General features: G+C 56.1%; 27 protein-coding genes and 1 pseudogene. 17 read left to right on the top strand and 11 right to left on the bottom strand.

The window, feature by feature from the left end:
* Nucleotides 1-12 precede the first annotated feature (12 nt).
* Nucleotides 13-1,047, top strand: coding sequence for an MBL fold metallo-hydrolase (locus ACTF5G_RS02405; RefSeq protein WP_438951227.1), 1,035 nt, complete (start codon nt 13-15; stop codon nt 1,045-1,047).
* A 13-nt stretch (nt 1,048-1,060) separates the two neighbouring features.
* On the opposite strand, the gene ACTF5G_RS02400 is transcribed toward ACTF5G_RS02405, so the two are convergent.
* The 3 genes from ACTF5G_RS02400 to mpl are packed head-to-tail and all read right to left on the bottom strand — an operon-like array spanning nt 1,061 to nt 3,649.
* A complete protein-coding gene (locus ACTF5G_RS02400) occupies nt 1,061-1,684 on the bottom strand; it encodes a DUF2238 domain-containing protein (RefSeq protein ID WP_438951226.1) in 624 nt (207 codons plus the stop codon).
* The gene (locus ACTF5G_RS02395) at nt 1,684-2,292 is read right to left on the bottom strand and encodes a flavin prenyltransferase UbiX (protein ID WP_438951225.1); all 609 of its coding nucleotides are present in this window, start codon (nt 2,290-2,292) and stop codon (nt 1,684-1,686) included. The genes ACTF5G_RS02400 and ACTF5G_RS02395 overlap by 1 nt, the downstream gene beginning before the upstream one ends.
* On the bottom strand, nt 2,279-3,649 hold the full coding sequence (mpl, locus tag ACTF5G_RS02390; protein ID WP_438951224.1) for a UDP-N-acetylmuramate:L-alanyl-gamma-D-glutamyl-meso-diaminopimelate ligase: 1,371 nt from the start codon (nt 3,647-3,649) through the stop codon (nt 2,279-2,281). Before mpl ends, ACTF5G_RS02395 begins: the two co-directional genes overlap by 14 nt.
* Nucleotides 3,650-3,839: 190 nt before the next feature.
* Here mpl and ACTF5G_RS02385 point away from each other — a divergent pair, with 190 nt between their 5' ends.
* Both ACTF5G_RS02385 and ACTF5G_RS02380 read left to right on the top strand, forming a co-directional pair.
* On the top strand, nt 3,840-5,102 hold the full coding sequence (locus ACTF5G_RS02385; protein ID WP_438951223.1) for a 6-phosphofructokinase: 1,263 nt from the start codon (nt 3,840-3,842) through the stop codon (nt 5,100-5,102).
* Nucleotides 5,103-5,161: 59 nt separating this feature from the next.
* Complete coding sequence (locus ACTF5G_RS02380) at nt 5,162-5,833, top strand: hypothetical protein (RefSeq protein ID WP_438951222.1); 672 nt, start codon at nt 5,162-5,164, stop codon at nt 5,831-5,833.
* Between the two features lie 115 nt (nt 5,834-5,948).
* Here ACTF5G_RS02380 and dtd read toward each other — a convergent pair whose 3' ends face one another.
* Nucleotides 5,949-6,386, bottom strand: coding sequence for a D-aminoacyl-tRNA deacylase (gene dtd / locus ACTF5G_RS02375; RefSeq protein ID WP_438951221.1), 438 nt, complete (start codon nt 6,384-6,386; stop codon nt 5,949-5,951).
* Between the two features lie 11 nt (nt 6,387-6,397).
* Nucleotides 6,398-6,724 (bottom strand): NAD(P)-dependent oxidoreductase, encoded by a 327-nt coding sequence (locus ACTF5G_RS02370; protein WP_438951220.1) that lies wholly within the window; start codon nt 6,722-6,724, stop codon nt 6,398-6,400.
* Nucleotides 6,725-6,783: 59 nt separating this feature from the next.
* Between ACTF5G_RS02370 and ACTF5G_RS02365 the strand changes: the two genes are divergently transcribed.
* The 8 genes and pseudogenes from ACTF5G_RS02365 (at nt 6,784) to ACTF5G_RS02330 (ending at nt 15,987) form a co-directional block, all read left to right on the top strand.
* Entirely contained in the window at nt 6,784-7,176 is a 393-nt protein-coding gene (locus ACTF5G_RS02365; RefSeq protein ID WP_438951219.1) for a SelT/SelW/SelH family protein, read from the top strand.
* Nucleotides 7,158-9,704: an efflux RND transporter permease subunit gene (locus ACTF5G_RS02360; protein WP_438951218.1), complete on the top strand. Its 2,547-nt coding sequence runs from the start codon at nt 7,158-7,160 to the stop codon at nt 9,702-9,704. Before ACTF5G_RS02365 ends, ACTF5G_RS02360 begins: the two co-directional genes overlap by 19 nt.
* Before the next feature lie 127 nt (nt 9,705-9,831).
* On the top strand, nt 9,832-11,463 hold the full coding sequence (locus ACTF5G_RS02355) for a Na/Pi cotransporter family protein (protein ID WP_438951217.1): 1,632 nt from the start codon (nt 9,832-9,834) through the stop codon (nt 11,461-11,463).
* Between the two features lie 104 nt (nt 11,464-11,567).
* A pseudogene (locus ACTF5G_RS02350) lies at nt 11,568-12,664 on the top strand (S-(hydroxymethyl)glutathione dehydrogenase/class III alcohol dehydrogenase).
* A 14-nt stretch (nt 12,665-12,678) separates the two neighbouring features.
* Nucleotides 12,679-13,512 (top strand): S-formylglutathione hydrolase, encoded by an 834-nt coding sequence (gene fghA, locus ACTF5G_RS02345; protein WP_438951216.1) that lies wholly within the window; start codon nt 12,679-12,681, stop codon nt 13,510-13,512.
* Nucleotides 13,513-13,528: 16 nt separating this feature from the next.
* Nucleotides 13,529-14,212, top strand: a complete 684-nt coding sequence (locus ACTF5G_RS02340) for a CatB-related O-acetyltransferase (protein WP_438951215.1) — start codon at nt 13,529-13,531, stop codon at nt 14,210-14,212.
* 108 nt (nt 14,213-14,320) lie between these two features.
* Nucleotides 14,321-14,746, top strand: a complete 426-nt coding sequence (locus ACTF5G_RS02335) for a LexA family protein (RefSeq protein ID WP_438951214.1) — start codon at nt 14,321-14,323, stop codon at nt 14,744-14,746.
* Complete coding sequence (locus ACTF5G_RS02330; RefSeq protein ID WP_438951213.1) at nt 14,734-15,987, top strand: Y-family DNA polymerase; 1,254 nt, start codon at nt 14,734-14,736, stop codon at nt 15,985-15,987. The genes ACTF5G_RS02335 and ACTF5G_RS02330 overlap by 13 nt, the downstream gene beginning before the upstream one ends.
* 11 nt (nt 15,988-15,998) lie before the next feature.
* Here the strand turns inward: ACTF5G_RS02330 and ACTF5G_RS02325 are convergent, their stop codons facing one another.
* Nucleotides 15,999-17,069, bottom strand: coding sequence for an MJ1255/VC2487 family glycosyltransferase (locus tag ACTF5G_RS02325; protein WP_438951212.1), 1,071 nt, complete (start codon nt 17,067-17,069; stop codon nt 15,999-16,001).
* On the bottom strand, nt 17,066-17,614 hold the full coding sequence (locus ACTF5G_RS02320) for a phosphatase PAP2 family protein (RefSeq protein WP_438951211.1): 549 nt from the start codon (nt 17,612-17,614) through the stop codon (nt 17,066-17,068). The genes ACTF5G_RS02325 and ACTF5G_RS02320 overlap by 4 nt, the downstream gene beginning before the upstream one ends.
* Before the next feature lie 133 nt (nt 17,615-17,747).
* Between ACTF5G_RS02320 and ACTF5G_RS02315 the strand changes: the two genes are divergently transcribed.
* From ACTF5G_RS02315 to rlmH, 6 genes are all read left to right on the top strand, one after another.
* A complete protein-coding gene (locus ACTF5G_RS02315) occupies nt 17,748-18,254 on the top strand; it encodes a DUF4124 domain-containing protein (RefSeq protein WP_438951210.1) in 507 nt (168 codons plus the stop codon).
* A gap of 74 nt (nt 18,255-18,328) precedes the next feature.
* The gene (locus tag ACTF5G_RS02310; protein ID WP_438951209.1) at nt 18,329-18,916 is read left to right on the top strand and encodes an LON peptidase substrate-binding domain-containing protein; all 588 of its coding nucleotides are present in this window, start codon (nt 18,329-18,331) and stop codon (nt 18,914-18,916) included.
* A 206-nt stretch (nt 18,917-19,122) separates the two neighbouring features.
* Nucleotides 19,123-20,376, top strand: coding sequence for a glutamate-5-semialdehyde dehydrogenase (locus tag ACTF5G_RS02305; RefSeq protein WP_438951270.1), 1,254 nt, complete (start codon nt 19,123-19,125; stop codon nt 20,374-20,376).
* Nucleotides 20,377-20,391: 15 nt separating this feature from the next.
* Complete coding sequence (nadD, locus tag ACTF5G_RS02300; RefSeq protein WP_438951208.1) at nt 20,392-21,045, top strand: nicotinate-nucleotide adenylyltransferase; 654 nt, start codon at nt 20,392-20,394, stop codon at nt 21,043-21,045.
* A gap of 15 nt (nt 21,046-21,060) precedes the next feature.
* Complete coding sequence (gene rsfS / locus ACTF5G_RS02295) at nt 21,061-21,411, top strand: ribosome silencing factor (RefSeq protein WP_438951207.1); 351 nt, start codon at nt 21,061-21,063, stop codon at nt 21,409-21,411.
* 6 nt (nt 21,412-21,417) lie between these two features.
* A complete protein-coding gene (gene rlmH, locus ACTF5G_RS02290) occupies nt 21,418-21,885 on the top strand; it encodes a 23S rRNA (pseudouridine(1915)-N(3))-methyltransferase RlmH (RefSeq protein ID WP_438951206.1) in 468 nt (155 codons plus the stop codon).
* A 30-nt stretch (nt 21,886-21,915) separates the two neighbouring features.
* On the opposite strand, the gene ACTF5G_RS02285 is transcribed toward rlmH, so the two are convergent.
* From ACTF5G_RS02285 to ACTF5G_RS02270, 4 genes are all read right to left on the bottom strand, one after another.
* The gene (locus ACTF5G_RS02285; protein ID WP_438951205.1) at nt 21,916-22,560 is read right to left on the bottom strand and encodes a pyroglutamyl-peptidase I family protein; all 645 of its coding nucleotides are present in this window, start codon (nt 22,558-22,560) and stop codon (nt 21,916-21,918) included.
* A gap of 35 nt (nt 22,561-22,595) precedes the next feature.
* Entirely contained in the window at nt 22,596-23,105 is a 510-nt protein-coding gene (msrB, locus tag ACTF5G_RS02280) for a peptide-methionine (R)-S-oxide reductase MsrB (protein ID WP_438951204.1), read from the bottom strand.
* A 17-nt stretch (nt 23,106-23,122) separates the two neighbouring features.
* Nucleotides 23,123-23,953 carry a carbon-nitrogen hydrolase family protein gene (locus ACTF5G_RS02275; RefSeq protein WP_438951203.1) on the bottom strand — a complete coding sequence of 277 codons (831 nt, stop codon included), beginning with the start codon at nt 23,951-23,953 and terminating at the stop codon, nt 23,123-23,125.
* Nucleotides 23,950-26,069, bottom strand: a 2,120-nt coding sequence (locus tag ACTF5G_RS02270; protein ID WP_438951202.1) for a YhdP family phospholipid transporter, incomplete at its 5' end; no start/stop codon positions are given. The genes ACTF5G_RS02275 and ACTF5G_RS02270, both read right to left, overlap by 4 nt.

The raw sequence follows: 26,069 nt of genomic DNA, 5'->3' as shown, positions 1-26,069 counted from the left end.
ACGTGAAAATGCATGAATAACCTCGCCAAGCCCCAGTATCCGTTTCCCGAACCCCCGCCGTTGGGAGTCCTGAAAGAAATTGCGGATGGCGTCCACTGGCTGCGCATGCCATTGCCCTTCCGGCTCGACCATATCAATCTGTGGTTACTCGAAGAAAACAATGGCTGGACGATAGTGGACACCGGGCTGGCCACCGAGGACACCACCGAGCTGTGGCTGAAGCTCGCGCCGATTGCGTCATCAAAAAAGCCGGTAAAACGCCTGATTGCCACCCACATGCACCCGGATCATATCGGACTCGCCGCCTGGCTATGCCGCTACAGCGGCGCCAAATTCTGGATGTCCCGCAGTGAATATATGCATTGCCGGATCCTGCTGGCTGACAGTAATCGTGAAGCACCGGAAGAAGCGATCAACTTCTACCGGGCCGCCGGTTTCAACAACGAACAATTGCGTTATTATCGCGCCAAATTTGGCTCCTTCGGCAGTATGGTTCGGGGCATGCCGGCCACTTACCACCGACTGCAGCCAGGCGACAGTTTCGATATCAGGGGTCGTCGCTGGCAGGTGGTCATGGGCGAGGGGCATTCACCCGAACACGCCTGCCTGCACTGCCCCGAGCTGGGCCTGTTTATCGCCGGGGACCAGCTGTTGCCGACCATTTCCTCCAACGTCAGCGTCTGGCCCATGGAGCCGGCGGGCAACCCACTGCAGGCATGGATCGACAGTTGCCACAAACTCAAGGCATTGCTACCGGAAAAGACACTGGCGCTGCCCTCCCACGGCTTACCGTTCACCGGCGCTCAGCCGAGATTGCAGACCCTGATCGACGGCCATGAACGGGACCTGGACAGGGTTGTGCAACACTGCGACAGCCCAAAACGGGTGGTTGATCTGTTTCCAGTGCTTTTCAAAGCCCCGATCGGCAACTCGATGCTGGTACTGGCGACAGGTGAAAGTTATGCCCACCTGCACTACCTGATGGCACAGGGAAAACTCACCATGCAGACCGACAAAAGTGGGACTAACTGGTATCAGTGCGTCTGAATCACAGACAAAATCAATGCCGCATTGACGCAGCAACAACCGCCATCTGCCGGTCGTGCCAACCACCCAGCAACAACTGGGCACTGATCGCGCCGAGCAACGCGATAAACATATCCCACTGGGCGTCCCAGACATCCCCCTGCGTGCCGAGAAATTCGACGGAACCGTCGCCACCCACTACCGCGGTCAGCCACTCCAGTAATTCATAAAAGGCGCTGAACGCCAGACAGAAGCAGGTGACCAGAAAAAACAGCCAGTAGCGACCGACCACAACCCGGTTGCGCCAGAGTATCTCCCTCGCCAGAATCGCGGGCACAAAGCCCTGGGCCAGGTGCCCAAAACGGTCATAGTGATTGCGGGTGAAATCAAACCAGTCTGCCACCAAAAACCCCAATGGCACCCGGGCATAGGTATAGTGGGCACCCACCAGTAAAATCACGGCGTGCAGAAAAATCAGGTAATAACTAAGTCGCGTCAACGGGAAGTCCCGACGGGTGACGTACAGCACCGGCAGGGCAATCAATACGGGGATGGCCTCAAGCCACCAGGTGGCACGATCAAACGGCTCGACCCAGGACCAGACCAGCACAGCCAACAGAACAGCCAGCAGCCATAGCAGCCCTCGATTGCCGGCCATCACTCACCCCAGCGGGGCAGCAGGCTCTGTTCAATCTCCAGGTGATCCAGCAACCTCGCCACCAGAAAATCCACCAGATCGTCGATTGTCTGCGGGTTCTGGTAAAAACCCGGCATCGCCGGCATCACGGTGACACCCAACCGGGCCAGTTTCAGCAGATTCTCGAGATGCAATTCTGACAGGGGCGTCTCTCTGGGCACCACGATCAACTGCTGTTTTTCCTTGATCGCCACATCTGCGGCGCGCTCAATCAGATTATTACTGGCGCCACAGGCAATCGCAGAAATGGTGCCACCACTGGCGGGACAGATCACCATCGAGCGCGGCGCAGAGGACCCGGACGCCACGGGCGAGAACCAGTCGCGGGAGGTATTGAGAATGATCTGGTCCGGCTCAGCATCAAAATTGAGCGTTAAAAAATCCTCCAGCTCCTCATCGCCGGGCAGCGTCAACTCCGTTTCAGTTTCCACCACGACCCGCGCCGCTTCCGAGATCAGAAAATGGACCTGACAATTGGCCTGAACCAGACACTCCAGCAGACGCAAGCCATACTGGGCACCGGATGCCCCAGTCATTGCCAGGGTAATCGAACGATCAAACTCCGCCATGAGCATGCTCCTCAAGTGCAGCCACCAGCTTGCCGTGCAAGCCACCAAAACCACCATTACTCATAATCACCACATGGGTGCCGTCCACTGCCAACTGTAAAATCCGCCCCACCAGTCGATCAATCGTCTCAAGCACTTCGGCCGGGACCGGACCGGCTATCACCTCCTCCGCCAGCGACCAGCCCACGTTATCCGGCTGGAACCAGAGTACCTGATCGGCAGCACCGGTAGCCTCGGCAAGATGGCCGCGATGCACGCCAAGCTTCATGGTATTGGAGCGCGGCTCAATGACCGCGAGGATTTTTTCGTCGCCCACCCGATAGCGCAAACCGGCCAGCGTCGTCGCTATGGCAGTGGGATGGTGGGCGAAATCATCGTAGACCGAGACACCGTTAATGGTCGCCAGTTTTTCCATGCGGCGTTTGACGCCACTGAACCGGCACAGTGCCTCACAGGCCACCTCTGGTGCTACGCCCACATGGTGGGCAGCGGCAATGGCGGCCATGCCGTTGGCGATATTGTGGTCTCCGGTTTGCTGCCACCGGACAATCCCACGCTGCCTACCCTGATAGCGGATGCGAAAAACCGAGCCGTCCTGTTCTATGGCCTCCACATCCCAACTGTCGGGATCACCCAAAGGCTGATACTCCGACCAGTTCCCCATTGCCAGGACCGCCTGAAGATGGGCGTCTTTGGCCGGTGCAACGATCAGCCCGTGGCCGGGGATAGTGCGCACATAATGGTGAAACTGGGTCTGGATGGCAGCCAGATCGGGGAAGATATCAGCGTGATCAAATTCCAGATTATTGAGGATTGCAGTGCGAGGGCGGTAATGAACAAACTTGGAGCGCTTGTCAAAGAAAGCACTGTCGTATTCGTCCGCTTCCACCACAAAAAACGCTGACTCGCCCAATTGTGCAGAGACACCAAAATTATTCGGCACCCCGCCAATCAGAAATCCCGGTTGCATACCGGCATACTCCAGTATCCACGCCAGCATGCTGGCAGTACTGGTTTTGCCGTGGGTTCCCGCCACCGCCAGCACCCAGCGATCACCGAGACAATAATCCCCCAGCCACTGCGGACCGGATGTGTAGGGAATGCCGTTATCCAGCACGTATTCCACGGCGGGGTTACCGCGGGACAGCGCATTGCCGATCACCACCAGATCCGGAGCAGGGTTGAGCTGATCCGGGTCGTAGCCTTCCGTCAGGGTAATACCGGCATTTTCCAGCTGGGTACTCATCGGTGGATAGACATTGCTGTCGCAACCGGACACATCATGCCCCATGGCTTTGGCCAGCTGCGCGAGTGAGCCCATAAAGGTGCCGCAAATACCTAGGATATGAATATGCATACGGTCTCGATAACCTGTCTCTGTTGTGGCATTCCGGCACAAGAACCAAGCGGCAATGTGTCGGCCGGACTCAATTACCCTGCAAGTCTAGTCGGAGGCAGTGCTGCAATGCCACCATAAAAAATGAAATCCCCAACGCTTTCCAGTATGATTCGCCGCTGCTGAAAATTGCGGTCCAACGGGGGAACCCATGCCGAAAAAGAATGCCTTCTATGCACAGTCCGGCGGCGTTACAGCGGTCATTAATGCCAGTGCCTGCGGCGTCATTGAAACTGCCCGTCGGCACAGCGATAAAATTGGCAAGGTCTACGCGGGCCACAACGGCATTATCGGCGCCCTGCGGGAGGATATGATCGATACCAGCAAGGAATCGGATCAGGCCATTGCCGCCTTACGCCACACGCCATCAGGGGCTTTCGGGTCGTGCCGCTACAAGTTGAAAAGCCTGGAAGAAAACCGCGCCGAATACGAACGTCTGATCCAGGTATTCAAGGCTCACAACATCGGCTATTTCTTCTACAACGGTGGCGGCGACTCTGCCGATACCTGCCTGAAAGTTTCCCAACTCTCGGAGAAAACGGGCTATCCAATCCAGGCGATCCATATCCCGAAAACCGTGGATAACGACCTGCCCTTCACCGATAACTGCCCAGGCTTTGGCTCGGTTGCAAAATACGTGGCCATCTCCACCAAAGAAGCAAGCCTGGATGTCGCGGCAATGTGCGAATCCTCCACTAAGGTATTTATCCTGGAAGTGATGGGCCGTCATGCCGGCTGGATTGCTGCCGCCAGCGCCATGGCTGCGGAGCAGGCAGGCGACCCGCCGCATATTATTCTGTTTCCCGAGTTGCCCTTCATTCATGAAGACTTCATTGCCAAAGTCGAGCAGACCGTGCAACAACAGGGCTACTGTGTGATCGTCGCCTCGGAGGGTGTTCAGTACTCTGACGGCACCATGCTCGCCGGATCAGTCACCACAGATGCCTTCGGGCATCAGCAGCTGGGTGGGCTGGCGCCTACCCTCGCGGCAATGATCAAGCACGAGCTGGGTTATAAATACCACTGGGCCGTAGCGGATTATCTGCAGCGCTCAGCACGACATATCGCCTCCGCCACAGATGTACAGCAGGCGTATGCGGTGGGAAAGGCTGCGGTGGAATACGCGCTGGCGGGCAAAAACTCTGTGATGGTAACCATCGAACGGCTGGACGGAGACGATTACAGGTGGCGACTGGGGGAAGTGGGGCTGGACAAGGTAGCCAACATTGAAAAGAAGATGCCCAGCGATTTTATTTCACGGGACGGTTTTGGCATCACCCAACTGGCAAGGAATTACCTTGCACCATTGATTGAAGGGGAAGACTACCCACCCTACATCAACGGTATACCAAGTTATGCCCGACTGGCCAAAGTGGCGGTGAAAAAAAAGCTCAACACGCCCTTTGATATTTGATTAAATGAGACTCCTATCACACTTTAGCCATCTCACCATGCATTGAAGAGGGAATTTTCATGATCTCAAATTGCCCGCTATTTCGCCGTGCCACCGTTTTGCTGTTCGCAGGCACTCTCGCACTGGGTGTCAGTGCGGCATCCGCGGGCCAGAAACCCTGCATTGCCATTGCACCTCCCCAGGCCCAACTGGGCCAGGGTGCCAGCGGACAGGACGTATCCAGCCCAGTGCAAAACATGCTGGTCTCCTACCTCAGCGGTCCAATGCTTGAAGTGGTCGCCCTGCAATCCCGACTGCCCGCGCAACTGGCAGCCGAGGCAAAGCAGTCCGGCTGCGATTACATGCTGACTGCCGACGTGGCGTACAAAAAAAAGAAGAGCTGGGGCAAGGCACTTTCCATCGGTGCCGGCGTGATTTCCTCAGCACTGCCATACGCAGGCGTGGGGGGAAGTATGGGTAGTTATGTCGCCGCCACCACTGCGGCCAACGTCGCCAATACTGCCGCCAGCGTGCAGATGCAGCAGGAATCGATGGAAAAGCTGACGGCGGCTCAGGGGACCATTCGCAAAGGGAATTCCGTTGCGCTCAACTACAAGTTGGAGAGCATCACCAACGGCAAGCAGATCGCCGGCAACGACTTTAATACCAAGGCTGAACAGGATGGTCAGGACCTACTGATTCCGATGATCGAGCAGAGCGTCACCGAGGTGTTCAACAAAGTCACTCAGTAAAAGGTGCCCGAAAAAGTCACCCCATAAAAAACCGCAGAAGTCTCCCTGCACCCCACTGAAACTCGACATGGCGTTCTCCCCTCATAGGCGCGGCGCCATTTTTCTGCCCTCCGCCTCACCCTTCCAGCATAAAGGTCACCGGGCCATCATTGCACAGGCTCACCTGCATATTGGCACCAAAAATCCCCGAGGCCACATCCGGATAGAGATGCTCTGCCCTGCTCAAAAAATAATCGTAAAGTACCTCTGCCCGATCTGGTAGCGCCGCATTACTGAACCCCGGGCGCAATCCCTTGCCAGTATCTGCGGCCAGCGTGAACTGGGATATCACCATCAAACCACCACCCGTCTGCTGAAGATTAAGGTTCATCCTGCCTTCATCATCCGGAAAGATACGGTAGTTGAGCACCTTGTGAAGCAATCGGGCGGCAGTTTCCTCGCTGTCACCGGCCTGGACACCCAGCAACAGCAGGATACCCGGACCAATTTCACCCACTTTGTCACCATTGACCTCAACCGTGGCATAGCTGACGCGCTGTATCAGTCCCAACATGGTCCCCTCTCCTACAAAACCTGATTGTCTGACGAGCCCGCCAGATAGGATTGCAGATTGCCTGCTGCCAGAGTGATCAAACGCTGCCTTGCTTCGCGAGCCACCCATGCGCTATGGGGCGTAACGATCAAGTTGGACAGAGCCGGATTGAGCAGTGGATTGCCATTGGCAGGGGGCTCTTCGGTGAGCACGTCCACCCCTGCACCGGCAATGCGTTCGACGAGCTCGGTCGGCTCGGTATTGCCATATACTGTCCATAACAGCGGCAGATCCGTGATCGGCGGCAGATCCACATCCTGCGGCCCAAGGTTGTCGACATCGAGGATTACCCCTTTCATATTTTCTGCCCGAAAGTTATCTTGCCACGATCCCAATTTATAACACCGGAGTGTACCCGATGTCCCCGAAACCACGCATCGTCATCACCTATTGCCCCCGCTGTCAGTGGTTATTGCGCTCAGCCTGGCTGGCTCAGGAACTGCTCACCACCTTTGCCGACGACCTTGCTGAAGTTGTTCTGAGGCCAGCAGAAATCGGTGGCACTTTCGAAATTTCCCTCGATGAACAGTTGCTGTGGGAACGCGCTCGCAACGGTGGTTTCCCGGAGGCAAAAACACTCAAGCAACGGGTGCGCGATCTGATTGATCCCGAGCGCCCGCTGGGCCACACCGATCGGCAAATGATGCTGCCGTGGTCTGGCTACGATGCTGCCATTTCTTCTGGCATAATGTGCCGCTTGCCCCCATCCACCAGAAGAATAAGGAAACCCAGATGTCAGCAAGACTCCTGAGAATCTACGAAACCATCGTACTCCGCCATCCTCTGGCTGTCTTGATAGCGACACTGTCGCTGGCCGTGGGCATGGCTTTCGGATTGCCGAACTTCAAGCTGGATGCCTCTGCTGACTCATTAACCCTGGAACATGACGCAGATCTGGATTATTTCCGCCAAACACTCCAACACTACGGTAGCAGCGATTTTCTGGTGGTCACTTACACCCCCAAAGAAGGGGATCTGTTTGACGATGACTCACTGGCCACACTGGCGGAGATTCGCGATGAACTGAGGCAAATCGAGGGCGTCACCAACATCACCTCCATGCTTGACGTTCCTCTACTCTACAGCCCCAAAGTCAAAATCTCCCAACTCAAGGATGAGCCGCGCAAACTCACCGACAAAGATACCGACCGCGATCAGGCCCGTCAGGAATTTCTCGAAAGCCCGATCTATCGCAACCTGATTCTCAGCCCGGATGGTCAAACCACGGCGCTGCTGGCGACCATGGAGCTGGATCGAAAATACCTTGATCTGGTTCGCAAACGGGATTCACTGCGGCTCAAGCGGGATACCGAGGGATTGACAGCTGAGGAAGAGATCGAACTGGAACGAGTGAGCAAGGAATTCCTCGATTACCGTACCGAGCGCGCCGCCATTGAGCACCAGAGAGTGGCCGAAGTGCGTGAAAAAATGGCGGCCTTCAAGGATCGTGCCGAGCTGTTTCTCGGCGGGCCGAGCATGATTACCGCAGACATGATTGACTTTATCAAAAGCGATCTGCGGATTTTTGGCACTGGTATCGTGCTGTTTATTATCCTGACCCTGGCGATTATCTTCCGGCAACTCCGCTGGGTGGTCCTGCCACTACTGACTTGCCTGCTGTCGGTGGAAATCATGCTCGGTTACCTCAGCTGGATTGACTGGCGGTTGACCGTGATCTCCTCCAATTTTGTGGCACTGCTGCTGATCATCACTCTGGCGCTGACCATTCACCTGATTGTTCGCTACCGGGAAATACTCGCCGAGTCCCCTGAGCGCAGCCAACTGGCGCTGGTCAGTGAAACCGTCAGTTACATGGCCCGCCCCTGCCTGTATACCGTACTTACCACCGTGGTGGCATTCGTCTCGCTGGTGGTCAGCGACATCCGGCCGGTGATCGATTTTGGCTGGATGATGACCATGGGTATCACCCTGGCACTGATACTGGCGTTTCTGGTGATTCCCGCCGGCATGATGCTGCTCGGCAAGGGTCAAAACAACGACAATGGTGACAACTCTGCTGCCTATACCCTGTATTTTTCACGATTCACCGAAAATCACGGCGGACTGGTACTCGGTCTGGCTTTGCTGGCCGCAGTGATTAGCGGCTGGGGTATTTCCCAGTTGCAGGTGGAAAACCGTTTTATCGACTACTTCCGCTCGAACACCGAGATTCATCAGGGACTTTCCGTTATCGATGAAAAACTGGGAGGCACCACCCCACTGGATATTATTCTCGATGCGCCCAAAACAGCTGCGCCGCCCACCGGCAGTGACAATGGTGCTGGCGCAGACGAAAAAGACCCGTTTGCGGAGGAAGATCCATTTGCTGCCGACGACCCCTTCGGCGAAGAGGACCCTTTTGCCGACGGCGACAGCTCCGGCAACCAGGCTTCCACCACCAGCTACTGGTTCACGGGGGTCGGCATTCAAGAGCTGGACAAACTGCATGATTACCTGGAATCGCTTCCCGAGGTGGGTAAAGTCAATTCGCTAGTAACAATCACTGATGTTGCCGAAGACCTGATGGGGCATCGCCTTAACGACCTGGAGCTGGCCTTTCTCCGCAACAGCCTGTCCCGGGAAAATGCCGAACTTCTGTTTGACCCCTATATTGACGACGAGCTGAATCAGGCCCGTATCACTTTGCGCATCCGGGAAACCGGCGGTGAACTGAAACGACCGGAACTACTGGAAAGTATTCGTCGGTTTGCCGTGGAAGAAGTGGGACTGCAGGAAGACCAGGTGCATCTGACCAGCCTGCTGGTACTCTATAACAATATGCTGCAAAGCCTGTTTCGCTCACAGATCCTGACTTTGGGTGCCGTATTTATCGGCATTATGGCCATGTTCCTGGTGCTGTTCCGCTCACTGTCCATTTCTCTCATTGCCATCCTGCCGAATATGCTCGCCGCCACCGTAGTCCTTGGCGGCATGGGGATTGCCAGGATACCTCTGGATATGATGACCATTACCATTGCCGCCATTACAGTGGGCATTGGTGTGGATCACGCCATTCACTACATCACCCGTTTCAAACGGGAGTTTGTCGTGGATCGCAACTACCTCGCCACCATGCACCGGGCCCATGCCAGCATTGGCCGGGCACTGTTTTATACGGCCATCACCATTATCATCGGCTTCTCCATTCTGGCGCTGTCGAATTTTATCCCATCCGTCTACTTCGGCCTGCTGACCGGCTTGGCGATGCTGGCAGCATTGCTGGGCTCGATGACGTTGCTGCCAAAACTGATCCTGATATTCAAGCCATTCGGCAAGTAACGGCAGACCCCTTAAAAACCGCAACGGCTCATTGCCTGTTGCGGTTTTTTAACCCTGTCGCCACGTTCCCTGCTACACTTTTTCAAAACAAGCTGTAAACGCAAGTCTTCTGGAGATTATTCCAACGATGCCGTTTCAACCCTGGGAACTGGTGGCCGGTCTGGGCATTTTCCTTTACGGGATGATGATTCTGGAACAGGCGTTGCGTACGCTCGGCACCCGCGCCTTCCGCCACATACTGAGGGATTACACCAACACCCCGATCCGCGGTGTCATGATGGGCGTCGTCAGCACCGCCTGTCTGCAGAGCAGTTCAATGGTCGGCCTTATCGTGCTGGCCTTTGTGGGAGCCGGCATCCTCACCATGGCCAACGCCCTGGGCGTTATTTTCGGCGCCAGCCTCGGCACCACCTTTACCGGATGGATTGTTGCCACCATCGGTTTCAAACTCAGTCTCACGGAATACGCCATGCCGCTACTGGCGGTGGGGACGCTCGGTACCGTCTTTCTCAGCACAGAACATCGACGTCACAGTCAAGCCCGATTGCTGCTCGGACTGGGGCTTCTGCTGATGGGACTCGATTTTATGAAAACCAGTATGGGGACACTGGCCGAACAGAGTGTTCCCGGGGTGTTTGCCGATTACCCGATTCTGCTCTACGCACTGGGGGGGCTGCTATTTACGGCAGTGATTCAGTCCAGCTCAGCCACCATGATGATTGTACTGAGCGCGATTCATGCCGAAGTGATGCCGCTCACTACCGCGGCAGCCGTCATGGCAGGCGCAAACCTGGGAACCACCGTAACAGTTGTCATCGGCAGCTTGAAAGGCTCACCGGACAAACACCGGGTGGCGCTGGCGCATTTCATTTTTCATTTGCTGTCCAGTCTGATCGCGCTGGCGCTGCTCTACCCGATCCTGCAGCTGATTACCGATATCCTGGCGGTACAGGATCCGATGTACGCCGTGGTACTGTTCCACTCCCTGTTTAACCTGTTTGCAATTATTCTTTTCCTGCCCTTTGTCTCACCGCTCGCCCGCTGGCTGCAAAACCGCTTTGCCGACGAAGATGGCAGCGGCTGCCAGTTCATCACCAAAGTCCCGGCCACCGTCAGCGATGCCGCCAGTGAAGCCATTCACCAGGAAGTGATCCGGCTGTTTTACCGGGTCATCATCCTCAACCTTCGGGTGCTGAAAATACGCCCACAAGAGCTGCTGCAGGAATACGATGCCTACCCGGTATATCGTGAAATCAGCCTCAAAAATCCCAGCTATGATGACCAGTATGCGGATATAAAGCACACCGAACAGCAGATCCTGCACTACGCCAATCGGGTCCTGCAGGAAAAAGCCAGCAGCGATGAAGCGCAGATTGTTTCGGGGCTGCTGCATGCGGCCAGGGATATGGTGTTCAGCGCCAAAAGCTTCAAGGACATACGGCTCAATATCGTGGAATTGCGGATGCAGTCCGACGACGAGGAAGTGATAGAAACCATTCGCCACGACACCCGCGCCATTTACCGGCACCTGCTCAACCTGCTGGAAAAAACCGACCCGATACTGGTTGCCGAAAAGCGCACGCAACTGGAGACCGAAATCAACCTGTCCCATGACCGTCTCCACCAATTGATTACCCGCCACAGCGATGGTGATGGTATCGGTGTGCCCCTCTCGACACTCCTTAACGTCAACCGCGAAATGCTGGTATCCAATCAGATGCTGGCCACGGCCGTCAGGGATCTGGTTGCGGCCAAGTAGCCCACTCAGCCTGTGTCGGGCTTGCCACCAGTGATCCGTTTTCTACCCCGCGAGCAACTGATTATAGTCGTGAGCGAATTTCCAAAAGACGGGGAACATGACGGATGAAAACACGTGCAGCGGTCGCCTTTGGCGCAGGCAAACCCCTCGAAGTGGTTGACGTTGACCTGCAGGGACCGAGAGCCGGGGAAGTACTGGTGGAAATCAAGGCCACCGGTGTTTGTCACACCGATGCTTTCACCCTCTCCGGTGATGACCCGGAAGGCGCATTCTCGGCCACGAAGGTGCCGGGATCGTGGTGGAAGTGGGTGCCGGAGTAAAAAATCTCAAGCCCGGCGATCATGTGATTCCCCTCTACACCCCCGAATGCCGGGAATGTGATTTCTGCCTCAACCCCAAAACCAATCTCTATCAGGCTATCAGAAGCACTCAGGGTCAGGGGTTGATGCCCGACGGCACCAACCGGTTTTCTCTCGACGGACAACCCCTGCTTCACTACATGGGCTGCTCCACCTTTGCCAACTTTACCGTGCTGCCGGAGATCGCTCTGGCGAAGGTCCGCGAGGACGCGCCCTTCGACAAGATCTGCTACATCGGCTGCGGGGTGACCACCGGCATCGGCGCGGTGGCCTTCACCATGAAAGTGGAACCGGGCTCCACCGTCGCTGTATTTGGTCTCGGCGGTATCGGTCTCAATGTCATCCAGGGTGCCCGAATGGTCGGCGCTACCCGAATCATCGGCATCGACCTGAATCCCGCCAAGGCTACGCTGGCAAAACAGTTCGGCATGACCGACTTCGTCAACCCGTCAGAGGTGGACGATGTGGTTGGGCATCTGGTGGAAATCACCGGCGGCGGGGTGGACTACAGCTTTGAATGTATTGGCAATGTGAATGTCATGCGTCAGGCACTGGAGTGCTGCCACAAGGGCTGGGGCGAAAGTTGTATCGTCGGTGTCGCCGGGGCCGGCAAGGAAATTGCCACGCGCCCGTTTCAGTTGGTCACAGGGCGCTCCTGGCGCGGCACTGCTTTCGGCGGCACACGGGGGCGCACCGATGTACCCAAAATTGTCGACTGGTACATGGATGGCAAAATTGATATCGACTCGCTGATCACCCACACCATGCCGCTGGACGAGATCAACCGGGCTTTCGATCTGATGCACAGCGGCGAGAGTATCCGCTCGGTGATACGCTACTAGACAGAGGGCCGACCATGGAACAAATCGATGCCCATCGCTGTTTTGAGGGCCAACAGCTCCGCTTCCGGCACCGGGCGGATTCGCTCGACTGCGACATGACATTCTCCATCTACCTGCCACCCCAGGCCGATCAGCGGGCTGTGCCGGCACTGTACTGGCTGTCCGGCCTGACCTTTACAGATGAAAATTTCGTCATCAAGGCGGGGGCACAGCGCTATGCGGCAGAATATGGAATCGCACTGATAGCACCGGATACCAGCCCCCGCGGTGAAGGGGTGCCCGATGACCCGGCAGGGGCCTATGATGTTGGTCTGGGTGCCGGATTTTACCTCAACGCCACCCGACAATCCTGGGACAGACACTACCGTATGTACGATTATGTCGTGGACGAACTGCCTCATCTCATCAATGCCCACTTTCCGGTGGATCACGAAAAAATCGCCCTGTCCGGCCACTCCATGGGGGCCCACGGCGCGCTGACCATTGCCCTGAAAAACCCCGACCGCTACCGCTCGGTATCGGCCTTTGCTCCAATCTGCTCACCCATGCGCTGTCCGTGGGGTGAAAAGGCCCTTAGCACGTACCTGGGGGACGATCGGGAAAGCTGGCGCAACTACGATAGCAGCGAACTGATCAGGCAGGCATCACACCACCTGCCCATACTGGTCGACCAGGGAAAAGCGGATGACTTCCTCGACTCACAACTGAAGCCCCACCTGCTGGCCGATGCCGCGCAACAGGTGGGTTACCCGCTGGATATCCGCTATCGACCGGGTTACGACCACAGCTATTTTTTTATCAGTTCCTTTATCGGCAATCACCTGCGCTTTCACGCCCGGCACCTTTAACCTCTCAGGAAATAAAGTGAAATTTCACGACTACCTGCTCACAAGAAAGGCAAGAATACTGGGCATCAAAATCAATCATATGGAAAGGATTTCGGGATCCTCCGTCATTTATGCGGAGACCCCCATATCCCTCGGCAGCACAAGAATCATTAACGATGATATTGAAAGAATGTCATTTGGCGCATACAGCTATGTCCGCAGCGGCATGATCAGCAACGTGGCAAGTATTGGACGGTTTTGCTCTATCGGACAAAATGTCACGCTGGGGCAAAGCAAGAGAATTCATCCTGTTGACTGGGCCTCAAACAGCATTTATCTGTGTACCAATTACCAATACGTTGCAACCCCAACCGTCATCGAAAATGACATCTGGATTGGCCAGGATGTGGTTGTAATGGAAGGAGTGACGGTGGGCAACGGCGCCATTATTGGCAGAAACTCCGTCGTTACAAAAGATGTACTGCCCTACCAGATTGTCGCCGGCAACCCCGCCAGACCGATCCGGTTTCGTTTTGAGAAGGCACTGATCGAACAACTGCTACACAGCCAGTGGTGGACGCGGGATATTCATGCACTCCAGCAGCTCGACTATAAAAATGTCGCGCGCTTCACAGAGCAGGTCTCTGCCATTCAGGAACCCGCTATTTACCCGACCATTAAAATTACCCGTAACAAAATTACCCGGATCGACCGGGAATAAACTTTTTCCTTCCCATCGGATCGCCTGCTCTATCGTCGGGATACGGTTTTCTCGTAGGCAGCCTAAAATTTCATTGAATACTGTTTATTTATACAGTATTTTGCCACTATGAAAACATCCCTTTTGACACTACCCACCACTAACCGCTGCATACCCCTGTTCGGCGCAACGGTAAGAGCGGGCTTTCCAAGCCCGGCAGACGATTTTGTCGAGAGGCCACTGGATATTCACAACTATCTGGTAAAACATCCGGCTGCCACATTCTTTGCCCGTGCCGAAGGCGATTCAATGACCGGCTTTGGCATTTTCAGCGGCGACCTGCTGGTGGTGGATCGCGCCCTGCAACCCCAACATGGCGATGTGGTGATTGCCGCCATCGACGGTGAACTGACCTGCAAGGTGCTGGATCTCAACGAACAGTTACTGCGCGCCGGCAATCTTCGCTACCCCCCGATCGAGCTGCATGACAATGCCGAATTGATCATTGAGGGAGTCGTCGTCCATTCCGTGCGCCATCACCGATGTTTGCGCTAGTTGACTGCAACAGCTACTACGCCAGTTGTGAGCAGATTTTTCGACCGGACCTGCGCAACAAGCCCGTGGTGGTATTGAGTAATAACGACGGCTGTGTGATTGCCCGCTCAAAGGAAGCCAAGGCGCTCGACATTCCCGACCTACAAGCCTATTTCAAAATCCGGCCGTTGCTGGAGCGACACAGGGTCAATGTATTTTCCGGTAACTTCCGGCTTTATGGCGATATATCCCGCCGGGTGATGGACAGCCTGCGCCACTTCAGCCCGAATATCGAAATTTACAGCATTGATGAAATGTTTCTGGACCTAGCAGGTATGGATCTGCCATTGCAACCGTACGGCCTGACCATCAAACGGGCCATCTGGCAACAGATACGCATGCCGGTCAGTGTCGGCCTGGCACCCAGCAAGACACTGGCGAAACTGGCCAACTACGGCGCAAAAAACATCCCGGGTTGTCAAGGGGTCTGTCTGCTGGACAGTCCTGAAAAATGGCAATGGTTACTGCACCGGGTACCGGCCACCAGGGTATGGGGTATCGGCCCACGGCTCGGTCAGAAGCTGGCCAGAATGGGGATTCACAGCGCGGGGGAACTGGCCGACAGCAACCCGAAAAGAATCCGCCAGCGTTTCAATGTCTGTATCGAACGCACCGTAGCGGAGCTAAACGGCATTTCCTGTCTGGCACTGAAAGAGGTACCACCTGACAAAAAACAGATTTACTGCACACAGTCTTTCGGCCGGAAACCCACCAGCATGGAACCCCTGCTGAAAGCGGTCAGCCTCTATGCCAGTAACGCGGCGGAAAAACTGCGTGGGCAGCAACACCTGGCACGGACCATCCAGGTGTTTATCCATACATCGCCCCACCGGCCTGACTACTACAGCAATAGCACCGTGGTACAGTTGCCCTTTGACACCGACGACAGTCGGCTGATCGCCGCTCATGCCAGACAGGCAGTGCGGGCCATCTACCGACCGGGGTATGCCTATCTGAAAGCCGGGATCGGTCTGATTGAGCTGGTTTCACGTCAGCATCATCAGGCCGACATTTTTCAGAATCATCAAAGTGTCCACACGGATACGCTGATGCAGACACTGGATGCCATCAACCGGCGCTATGGCCGCGGTGCCGCTTTTCTCGCCAGCGCAGGGCGCAGTCAGGGCTGGCCAATGCGCCAGCAGTATTGCTCACCGGCCTACACGACCTGCTGGCATGATCTGCCCGTTATCCGGACCTGATGCCATTGACCTCAGGCGACCCGGCCCATTTTCCAGGAACCGCGACCCCGGTCCGTGTCGCGCCACAACTGGTCGCTGAGGGATGCCGCCGGCTCGGTGCAGCCGCCAGAAATCCAGCGCGCCAGGGCGGCGGCGACATCGGGATAACGGGTACGGGGCGCCACCGGCTCGCAGTCAAACCAGAATGCCAGAGCAGCGCAGTCAATACGATCTTCGATAGCAGCGTAACCGAGCTGCTCCAGGGCGGCGGCATTGGCCAGTTGTTCGATCTGTCCACGGAGCGGCTTGGCCATAATCCGCTTACCCAGCTGCAGGGCTTCACTGATCAATTCAAATCCAGCGTTACAGATCACCCAATGGCTGTCGACCAGATCCTGCTGAAATCCATCCCGACTCAGCGGACGCGTGTGCAAATGGTCATCGTCATGCCAACGTTGACCCGGGGCGTAAATGTAAAAATCATACTGAGTAAACTGACGAAACAGTGGCAGGAGTGCGTCCTGGTCTTCAAAGGGCAGATAAACCAATACCCGGTTCTCCGTATTTCCCTGGGGCGCGAGCCCGTGTGCAAGATCCACAATCGGCGGAAGGATCGGCTGATCAAAATGGTGCCAGTGCAGGCCCACCGGAATGGTTACCGGGGCAAACCGTTGCAGGATCGCACGACTCAGCAGATTGCCACCACGCATGGGAACCGGAAAACGGAACGCGTATTGGTGGCCAATACCGATACAGGGAATGCCCTGGCGACGTGCGGCTCTGGCGGTGATTGGCTCGTAATCACTGATCACCAGATCGTAGCCGGTCAGACCCAGTGTTCTGATATCCCGGTGCAGGCTCAGCAGGTTGGCATGCTGCAGCGTCTTCAGCGGTTGAAGTTGCCCGGCATGGACATGAAAGGTCAGCCCCCGGCGACACTGGAAATCATCAAACAGCGCCATATCGAAATACGCGTCCCGTTGCCGACCGGAAAATAGCCAGTCCACCTGAACGTCCGGATAATGACCGAGTGCCCTGGCCATCGCCCGGGCGCGGGAAAGATGCCCATTACCCGTGCCCTGTACACCGTAGAAAATTCTCATAACAGATCACCGGCTAATTGCAGGGCAACCCAGGCGAGGCTGCTACCCAGCAGGGCACCAGCCAGTGTATCCAGCGGAAAGTGAACGCCCAATATCACGCGGGACAGTGCCACCAACGTCGCCCAGCCATAGAAGTAACCGGCAATGCCGACAGGTGGCAGGAGCATTGCCAATGCTGTTGCGACCAGAAACGCGCCCGAGGTATGCCCCGAGGGGAAGCTGAACTCATCCGATGCCGTGATAACACTCTGGTAGCCGGGAATGGCCCGGGGTGGTCGGTTGCGTCTGAAACTGTTCTTCAGCACATAATAGCTTGCCCGCTCAATAGAAAAACCGATCGCCAGCACCATCAGTAACTGTATCGCCAGAGAAATCGAGAACAGCGCTGCCAGTGCAGGGACTACGGGATAAAGCCAGCCATCGGCGCTGCAGGAGATGAGACGGGCAAACCGTCGAATGCCCTTGCGGGTATTCCACTGCACAATGCGCAAAAAAGTGGCGACATCGAGCAGGTGGAGTGTTTCTAGTGCTTTTAGTGTTGTCATAAATGACACAGTAGGCAGCCTGTGTGACGGCCAAATGAACAAGATATGACTATTTTATGAACGTGCCGGCAGCGACAACTTTGCAACTGCTATAGTGTCCAAATGGGCTGGAGTGAATGATTTGAGGATTGATATGCGGATCACAGGTATTGGACAAGCAGCACTGATGCTGCTGGCCATAGTTGCTGTGCAGGCACAGGGACAGACTGTCTACAAATCCGTCGACATCAATGGCAATGTCGTTTACAGCGATGCGCCGCTGGAAAACGCCGTACTGGTGGAGACCATTACCCTGCCGGACACCGATAGGAAAGACAGCGTCCAGCATGACGCTGACGCCCGTATCGAACAGATGGCCAATACCACAGAGCGCCTGCAGCAGGATCGCGAAAAGAGAACCCAGGCCCGCAGGGAAGCTGAAGAAGCTCTGATTCCCGAACCATTGGCCACGCCCCCGGTGATCTATCGGGAGGAGCACTACTACAACAATTACTACCCCTATTACAATCGTCACCCCTACCGACCCTTCTGGCAAAAACCCCAGCGGTATCCGCCCCGCTATCGCAGCGGCGAATGCTTCAATAACGACACCCTGCTGGTGCCGAAATCAAAATTGCTGACACCTTCCCCACATCAATGAGAAAATTCCTCATCGGTTCTGATTGCACAGGAACACACCAAGATTCATCGCCACTAGCTGACATTGAGTACACCATGACAGAAACCACCAGGCTGCCACTGTTTCCGCTGACACAGCCACTTTTTCCGGGCACAACGCTCAATCTGCAAATTTTTGAGCAGCGCTATCTGCGGATGATCACCGAGTGTTTCAAAAAACAGCAGTCCTTCGGTGTCGTGCCGATTCTGGAGGGACCTGAAGTCGGCGCCGTGCCCAGAGTTTACCCTTGGGGGGTTATTGCCGAGATTATTGATTGGAGTCAACTTGAAAACGGCCTGCTCGGTATCCTGATACGTGGCAATCAACGATTTCAGCTGCTCAATAGCGAGGCCGAACAGGATGGCCTGGTCACCGGCATTGTCCGATTTTGTCCCCCGGACGAACCGCTTGCACTGGATGACTCTACCGCGGATCTACTCGATCTGCTGATGGCGCTGGCGGAAGGTGAGCCCGTTGTGCAACAAACGTTTGTCGCACCCCAGGACGGCAATGCCCTGGGCTGGGAACTGGCCCGTTTGCTGCCCATAGAGCCAGAGCTGCGAATCAGCCTGCTGGAACTGGATGATCCCGGCGAACGCCTGCAACAGATTCGCAGTTGGCTAATCGCAATGAGCCAGCACTAACCCGCCACGCGCGCCTGCTCACCTTTGGCATAAGACCGGCAATCATTCATCACAGCAAAAAGTCAGTTTCAGGGACACTCGTCCACCCACCGGATGACAACAACCGCTGTATTCGTCTGCCAAATAAAAATTATCACTGGATCATCAGGACTTATCTGCCTTGCAGCGATATAATGCGCGGTCCTGAAATCACTGCACTGAATGACATGGATCTCAAATCATACATGCAACAACTCGGACAGCAGGCCAGAACTGCTTCCCGGGTCATTGCCGCCACCTCCACCGAGGCAAAGAATGCGGCACTGCTGGCCATTGCCAAGGCGCTTGATGCCAACCGGTCCAGCGTCTTGAAAGCCAATGCGCTCGATATACAAAAGGGCCGCGACAATAATCTGGATGCCGCGCTGCTTGATCGCCTCGAGCTGAACGATGCCCGTGTGGATGCCATGATTGAGGGTCTTCGTCAGGTGGCTGAACTGCCCGATCCCATCGGCGTCATCAGCGACAGAAATACCCGCCCGAGCGGCATTGAAGTGGCCAAGATGCGCGTACCCCTCGGTGTCGTGGGTATCATTTATGAGTCCCGCCCCAATGTCACGGTGGATGCCGCCAGCCTCTGCCTGAAATCTGGCAACGCTACCATTCTTCGCGGTGGCAGCGAGGCCATTGAATCCAACCGGGCCATCGCTGACTGTATTCGACAAGGGCTGACCGACAGCGGGCTTCCGGAAGCCATCGTACAGGTGATCGAGACTATCGACCGGGCCGCTGTGGGCGAGCTGGTCACCATGACGGACTATGTTGATGTGATTATCCCACGCGGCGGCAAGAGTCTGATCGAACGGATCAGCCGCGAGGCACGGGTACCAGTGATCAAGCATCTGGATGGCATTTGCCATGTCTATATCGATGACAAGGCTGATCTGGAGATGGCGTTCGACATCGCATTGAATGCCAAAACCCACCGCTACGGCGTCTGTAATGCCATGGAAACCCTGCTGGTGGCAGAGGCGGTGGCCACCAGAATTCTGCCCAGACTGGCAGAGGCCTATCGGGCCAAGGGCGTGGAACTGCGGGGCTGCGAGAAAACCCGCGCCGTCATTGACTGCCTGCCCGCCACCGAAGAGGATTGGCGCACCGAGTATCTTGCCCCGGTTTTGTCCATCAAGATCGTTGCAGATATGGATGAAGCAATGGCACATATCGCCCACTATGGCTCCCGGCACACCGAGTCCATCGTGACGACCGATGACGCCCGCAGCGGCCGCTTCCTGGCGGAAGTGGATTCCAGCTCGGTCATGGTCAATGCCTCCACCCGCTTTGCCGACGGCTTTGAATACGGGCTGGGTGCGGAAATCGGCATCTCCACAGACAAAATTCATGCACGCGGCCCGGTGGGCCTGGAAGGGCTCACCTCACAGAAATGGGTCGTGTTCGGCCACGGCGAAATTCGCCAATAGGAGTGCCGCCAGGCTATGCCCCTGACTTCTGACCAATTATGTGGTGTCGGCCTGTTTGGCGGCACCTTTGACCCGGTGCATATCGGCCATCTCCGCACCGCACTGGAACTGAAAAATCTTCTGGCACTTGCCGAGATGAGACTGATGCCCAGCGCCCGCCCCCCTCATCGCGTATTACCACAGGCATCGCCGAAGCAGAGAATGGCCATGCTGAAATTGGGACTGGCCGGTGAACCGGGTCTGGTAGCCGACGACCGCGAACTGCGCCGGGATGGCCCCTCCTATACCGTGGACAGCCTGATCGAACTGCGCCATGAAATCGGACCGGAAGTGCCGCTGTGCCTCTGTATCGGCATGGATGCACTGCTGACCATCAATCAGTGGCACCGCTGGCGGGACCTGACTGACTTTGCTCATATTGTGGTGGCAGCCAGGCCAGGCTGGCATCTGCCGGAATCGGGGGAAGTACTCAATTTTGTGGAGGACCACCGCCTCCATCAGACCAGAGAGCTACAGACAACACCGGCTGGCGGCCTATTGATTCGGGAAATGACCCTGTTGCCCGTTTCCGCCACCGGTATCCGCCAGGCATTGCAGCGGGGAGAGTCCATCCGCTATCTGGTACCAGACGACATAATTGACTACATTAACCAACATCAGCTGTACTAACCAACAAGGCATTCAATGAGCAAAAAACTGATCGATATCGTGTTCAACGCCCTCGAGGATATCAAGGGCAAGGACATCATCACCATGGATGTCAGTGATCTGACCGATGTCATGGACCAGATTGTAGTCGCCAGCGGCTCCTCGAACCGCCAGGTCAAATCACTTGCGGACAACGTGGTGGAAGAAGGCAAAAAAGCCGGCTTTCAGCCCATTGGCGTCGAAGGGATGGACACCTCGGAATGGGTGCTGGTGGATTTTGGCGATATCGTGGTACATGTCATGCTCCCGGAAACCCGCCTGTTTTACGATCTGGAGAAACTCTGGTCCGTTCGGCCCGGCAGCCCAAGAATCAGCAGCGAGGAATAAAATCCGGTGCGGCTGAGAATCCTTGCCATCGGCACAAAAATGCCCGACTGGGTGGAATCCGGCTGCAACGAATACCTCAAGCGCCTCCCCCCGGAGTTCCGCATTGAGGTGATCGAATTGCCACTTGGCAAGCGAGGCAAGGGGGCCGACATTCAGCGCGCAATCCTGCGGGAAGGCGAGGCAATGCTGAAAACCATCGGCGAGCGGGACCAGGTTATCGCACTGGATGTAAAGGGCAAATCCTGGCGTACAGAAGACCTGGCTATCAAGTTGCAACAGTGGCAGGGTTCCGGCGACAACGTCAGCCTGCTGGTCGGCGGTCCCGACGGCCTGGCACCGGCGTGTCTCGCGAGAGCGGACAGCCGCTGGTCACTTTCCGCACTGACCCTGCCCCATCCTCTGGTGCGTGTACTACTGGCAGAACAACTCTACCGCGCCTGGAGTATCAATGCCGGGCATCCCTATCACCGTTAAGCAACAGGGTTTCCCGTCAGGCAGGTTGATTCACGACGCAGATGCCCCGGTCTGCTGAACCAACACCAGCAGAATCTGTGCCAGAGCTGCACGACTCATCTCCAGTAGCATGAATGGGGTTTCCGGCCACTGGTGGCGAACCTGTATCGGAAGAGGCGGGATATGAACAAGACCGCAGGCCATGCCGGAACCGTTCTGCTGCGCCCAGTGCAGAACCTGATAGAGCAACTGGTTGCACAGATGATTGCCGGCATGGTTCGATAGCGCTGCCGGAATACCCTGTCGATTGAGTTGCTCTATCATCGCTTCCTGTCCCGGCAGGGTACTCCAGTAAGCTGCCGGGCCATCGGGTTCAATCCTTTCCCCGCGCGACTGAGAGCCCGCCACATCCGGGGAATCAAAATCCCTCAAATTGGTAGCCAATCGTTCCAGGTGGACTTTATTGCGGCCCCGGGCCTGACCGGTGAACACACAAAACCTCGGCTGACAAACAGCTATTTGCACCAACACCGCCTCGCGCAGATCAGAGGCACTCAGGGGCAGGATGGCAAAGTGGAGTTGTGAGCGCAGCGGGTACAATGGCTGTGGCAAATCATCCCGAAGGGAAGCTGTCAGCACCGCAGAGGCATTGACTTGATCGTGACCGGCATCAAAACCTGTAACCAGTATCGACATGGCAATAAACCTGCGAATCCATTCCTGACGCGGAGTTACTGCTCCTCGTCAGGAATAAACAGGAGCGCATCGGAATTGATGCAATAGCGCAACCTGGTAGGTTTTGGGCCATCCTGAAACACATGCCCGAGGTGCTCACCGCAGGCAGACAACACTTCCACACGCTTGCCCATCCATGACCAGTCATCCTCGAGCACAACATTGTCCAGCTTGTGGGATTTCCAGAAACTCGGCCAACCGGTTTGGGAATCGTATTTGTGATCGGAGCGGAACACGGGAATGCGACAGCCCGCCGTCACATAAGTACCCTTTTGTTTGTTCTCCAGCAGAGACCCGGTGTAGGGACGCTCGGTGCCTTTCTTCCAGAGAATTCTGTACTGCGCCGGGGTGAGTATCTGTTTCCAGACTGCCTTGGGAATGGTTTCCATATTCCGGCCCTCCTCAATGAGCTGCCGGGCTTGATCAACACCCATTTCTGCGGCGGAAACCGTCAGGGGGAGAACCATCAATAATGCCATCAGTGCGCCTAAACAGGGGGTTTTCATGATAGAGCCTTTGTTTTTTATGATGGCGTTTTGACCACATCAAAGCGTCGGTGTTCGTGAAGCGGCATGTTTTTTCGCAATTTGTTCAGATAAGCCAGATCCACATCTGCCACCAACACCCCCGGCCCCGCATCCAATTCTGCCAATACCCGACCCCAGGGATCCACCAGAGCAGAGCCACCCCAAGTGGGCCGCTTTGAGTGAAACCGATCGCCCAGATTGGCACCGACCACATAACAGAGATTTTCCACTGCTCTGGCGCGCAACAATAATTGCCAGTGCACTTCACCGGTCGTCGCCGTAAAAGCGGAGGGAACCAACAAAATTTCTGCTCCCCGGGCCATCAGGTAACTGTAGAGTTCCGGAAAACGGAGGTCGTAGCAAACACTCAATCCCAGCTTGCCGAAGGGACTGCCTACCACCACCGGTTCGCTGCCGTGACGATAGTCATCCGACTCGCAATAACGACCCTGGCTGTCACCCACCTGCACATCGAACAGATGGATCTTTTGGTAATTCGCCACCTCACTGCCATCCGCATCCACCACAAAACACATCGCTGCCGCACGCTGATCAACTGGTTGGGCAACCGGGATAGTTCCGCCCACAATCCAGACCTGATGGCGTTTTGCCTGCTCTGCCAGAAACTGTCTGGCCGGACCATTGGCATCTTTCTCATCCCGGGCAATCGCCGGCAGATCCCGACAGCCCTGATAGGCGAAATATTCCGGCAACACCAACAGCTTTGCCCCCTGATGGGCCGCCTGTTCCATCAGGGTCGCCGCCTGCTGCAAGTTACCCTGCAAACTGCCATTGTTTGTCATCTGAATGGCTGCGACGCGGCTCATTTCGCCCCTTTATCACTGAATATTTTCTGCACCTTGACCGATGGATCATCCCAGGGACCGGTGATTCGATAGCTGATACTGGACAACTTATCTACCTGCTTTTCAAACAGCTTGCTGGTGATATAAACCCCGGCAGCGGCAGGCAAGCCACCGACCAGTGCCGCCACCCAGGGCAGGTTGGTACCCACGGGTAATGTCGTGACCAGCGACGCATCAATTTGCTCGGCAATCAGATCGGCGCTACCGGCCATCTTGATCCGCCCGGAAGGCATTTTGACCAGCAGTGGCGGATCAAACAGCATGGTGCCCTCATCGAACACCAAACCGCCCTGCAACTCATCAAAACTCATGCCTTTTTCAAACAGATCGGAAAAATCCAGCTGCAGACGGCGCAGCCAGTTGTTGAAATTAAACAACCCCACCAAGCGGATCAACGCATTGGCCGTGCCGGAAGGTGATTTGTAAAAACGCCCGTTTTCCAGTTGCAGGGACATGGCACCACGCATCGTGGAGGGGGATATTTCCCAGGGCTGACCAAGCCAGCTCAGATCGGCAAAAAAGCGCCCGGCCTCACTGTCCAGCGCGGGGGGAATCCCCCAATTCTCCATGACCTGACCCACATCACCCACACTGAACAGACCATCAAACTGGGTCGCATGAATGCCATTTTTCAATGTCCAGAGTACCGAAGTATCGTAATCCTTACCCCCCAATTGCAGCCCCAACAGATTGGCATCGAGTGAAGAAATCAGCACGCCGGAGGGCTGCGGCTCCGCCCGGAAGCCAACCCGCCCGAACGTACGCTCTCCCATGGCGAATTTTTTGATGGATAACTGCATCAGTGGAAATAGCGCCGGATCGAGGCGGCTTTCGCCATCCCCATCTGCTTCCTGTTCGGGTGCGGGAGTCGGCAAGGTCAGCCATTCCAGATCCAGCAGAATCGGTGACGACGGGGAACCGGGAATCAGCGCCTGACCGGCGGCCTGTTGACTGTCCAGCACCACCTGCCAATCGCCTTCGTAAAACCGGCCACTTCCCACCGCATGATCTACCGTCAGCCCCGCCACCTCAAGCTCCTCAACGCGCGCATCAAACATCGTCGTCAACGCTGTCGGGGCATTGGTATTGCCGCTGGCGAGTTCAGCGAAGTAGGGCTGCCACTCGGTCATAGAAAAATAGTCCAGTTTGCCGGTAATACGGAATTGGCCCGGTCCGGGCAATTCGGCCTCATCATCCTGAACCGCCAACAGACCGCGCGACAACACACCGGCTTTCTGCTTCAGGTGTGCACGGAGGTGGCCATCAGCACTGATACGAATATCCTGTTCTTCTGCCAGTGTGACATCCACCTGGATATTCTTCACAGATGCCTGAGTCTTGCCCGCAGGGGCGGGCAAATCGATCCTGACACCTTCCAGCCGACTATTGAGCTGCAGCCTGACCGGATTACCATCGTCGTCAAGGGGCAACCAGAGTTTCGCCGAAACCGGTGTTTTCCCCTGCAGAATCCGCGTCGATGAAAGATTGATAAACCGGGCCAGGGCCGGCATGGCAAGGGGTCCCGCTACATCAATCAGCAAATCATCACCATCAGTGGAGATATCTGCCAACACCGGCTCACCCCAGAACCTGCCCGTCAGCCCTTTGCCATATAACCCCTTACCATCGCGATAACGGAGTATGCCCTGCAACTGTTCAAGGGCAATATCACTGTCCGGCAAAGCCAGACCACTGTTCTGCAATGTGGCGTCAACGGTATAGGAGCCCTCGGCATTGTCACCCGCGAGAGGAACCATGAGATCAAGCGCCACCCTGCTCTGGCCGGAGATGTTCCAACCAGCCAGACCATCCACCCGCCCCCGCAATGGTGACTGGGCCAGTACCGCTACCGCATCGCCGGTTTTGCCACTGATATCGGCCTTGATCAGCAACTGTTGCCCCCCGGCAGATGGCGACGGTCGCAACTGCACAATGCCGCGCTGGACAGTGGTTTCGCCTATGCGGGCTGATTGAATTTGTGCATCCAGCTCGCCGTTGTCCAGAGTAATCACCGTATCCAGCTGTTCCAGTGGCAACCAATCGGGCTGAAATTGCAGCACGCCATTTTCAGCTTCCA

Origin of the sequence: Porticoccus sp. (assembly GCF_965660005.1) — a bacterium.
Classification (GTDB): Bacteria; Pseudomonadota; Gammaproteobacteria; order Pseudomonadales; family Porticoccaceae; genus Porticoccus.
The sequence above is the reverse complement of the archived record's forward strand: the minus strand, read 5'-3'. Positions and strand labels throughout refer to the sequence as shown.

Excerpts from the sequence above, each read along its gene's own strand:
- ACTF5G_RS02405 (WP_438951227.1), top strand. The coding sequence starts at position 13 with ATGAATAACCTCGCCAAGCCCCAGTATCCGTTTCCCGAACCCCCGCCG.
- ACTF5G_RS02400 (WP_438951226.1), bottom strand. The coding sequence starts at position 1,684 with ATGGCCGGCAATCGAGGGCTGCTATGGCTGCTGGCTGTTCTGTTGGCT.
- ACTF5G_RS02395 (WP_438951225.1), bottom strand. The coding sequence starts at position 2,292 with ATGGCGGAGTTTGATCGTTCGATTACCCTGGCAATGACTGGGGCATCC.
- mpl (WP_438951224.1), bottom strand. The coding sequence starts at position 3,649 with ATGCATATTCATATCCTAGGTATTTGCGGCACCTTTATGGGCTCACTC.
- ACTF5G_RS02385 (WP_438951223.1), top strand. The coding sequence starts at position 3,840 with ATGCCGAAAAAGAATGCCTTCTATGCACAGTCCGGCGGCGTTACAGCG.
- ACTF5G_RS02380 (WP_438951222.1), top strand. The coding sequence starts at position 5,162 with ATGATCTCAAATTGCCCGCTATTTCGCCGTGCCACCGTTTTGCTGTTC.
- dtd (WP_438951221.1), bottom strand. The coding sequence starts at position 6,386 with ATGTTGGGACTGATACAGCGCGTCAGCTATGCCACGGTTGAGGTCAAT.
- ACTF5G_RS02370 (WP_438951220.1), bottom strand. The coding sequence starts at position 6,724 with ATGAAAGGGGTAATCCTCGATGTCGACAACCTTGGGCCGCAGGATGTG.
- ACTF5G_RS02365 (WP_438951219.1), top strand. The coding sequence starts at position 6,784 with ATGTCCCCGAAACCACGCATCGTCATCACCTATTGCCCCCGCTGTCAG.
- ACTF5G_RS02360 (WP_438951218.1), top strand. The coding sequence starts at position 7,158 with ATGTCAGCAAGACTCCTGAGAATCTACGAAACCATCGTACTCCGCCAT.
- ACTF5G_RS02355 (WP_438951217.1), top strand. The coding sequence starts at position 9,832 with ATGCCGTTTCAACCCTGGGAACTGGTGGCCGGTCTGGGCATTTTCCTT.
- fghA (WP_438951216.1), top strand. The coding sequence starts at position 12,679 with ATGGAACAAATCGATGCCCATCGCTGTTTTGAGGGCCAACAGCTCCGC.
- ACTF5G_RS02335 (WP_438951214.1), top strand. The coding sequence starts at position 14,321 with ATGAAAACATCCCTTTTGACACTACCCACCACTAACCGCTGCATACCC.
- ACTF5G_RS02330 (WP_438951213.1), top strand. The coding sequence starts at position 14,734 with ATGTTTGCGCTAGTTGACTGCAACAGCTACTACGCCAGTTGTGAGCAG.
- ACTF5G_RS02325 (WP_438951212.1), bottom strand. The coding sequence starts at position 17,069 with ATGAGAATTTTCTACGGTGTACAGGGCACGGGTAATGGGCATCTTTCC.
- ACTF5G_RS02320 (WP_438951211.1), bottom strand. The coding sequence starts at position 17,614 with ATGACAACACTAAAAGCACTAGAAACACTCCACCTGCTCGATGTCGCC.
- ACTF5G_RS02315 (WP_438951210.1), top strand. The coding sequence starts at position 17,748 with ATGCGGATCACAGGTATTGGACAAGCAGCACTGATGCTGCTGGCCATA.
- ACTF5G_RS02310 (WP_438951209.1), top strand. The coding sequence starts at position 18,329 with ATGACAGAAACCACCAGGCTGCCACTGTTTCCGCTGACACAGCCACTT.
- ACTF5G_RS02305 (WP_438951270.1), top strand. The coding sequence starts at position 19,123 with ATGGATCTCAAATCATACATGCAACAACTCGGACAGCAGGCCAGAACT.
- nadD (WP_438951208.1), top strand. The coding sequence starts at position 20,392 with ATGCCCCTGACTTCTGACCAATTATGTGGTGTCGGCCTGTTTGGCGGC.
- rsfS (WP_438951207.1), top strand. The coding sequence starts at position 21,061 with ATGAGCAAAAAACTGATCGATATCGTGTTCAACGCCCTCGAGGATATC.
- ACTF5G_RS02285 (WP_438951205.1), bottom strand. The coding sequence starts at position 22,560 with ATGTCGATACTGGTTACAGGTTTTGATGCCGGTCACGATCAAGTCAAT.
- msrB (WP_438951204.1), bottom strand. The coding sequence starts at position 23,105 with ATGAAAACCCCCTGTTTAGGCGCACTGATGGCATTATTGATGGTTCTC.
- ACTF5G_RS02275 (WP_438951203.1), bottom strand. The coding sequence starts at position 23,953 with ATGAGCCGCGTCGCAGCCATTCAGATGACAAACAATGGCAGTTTGCAG.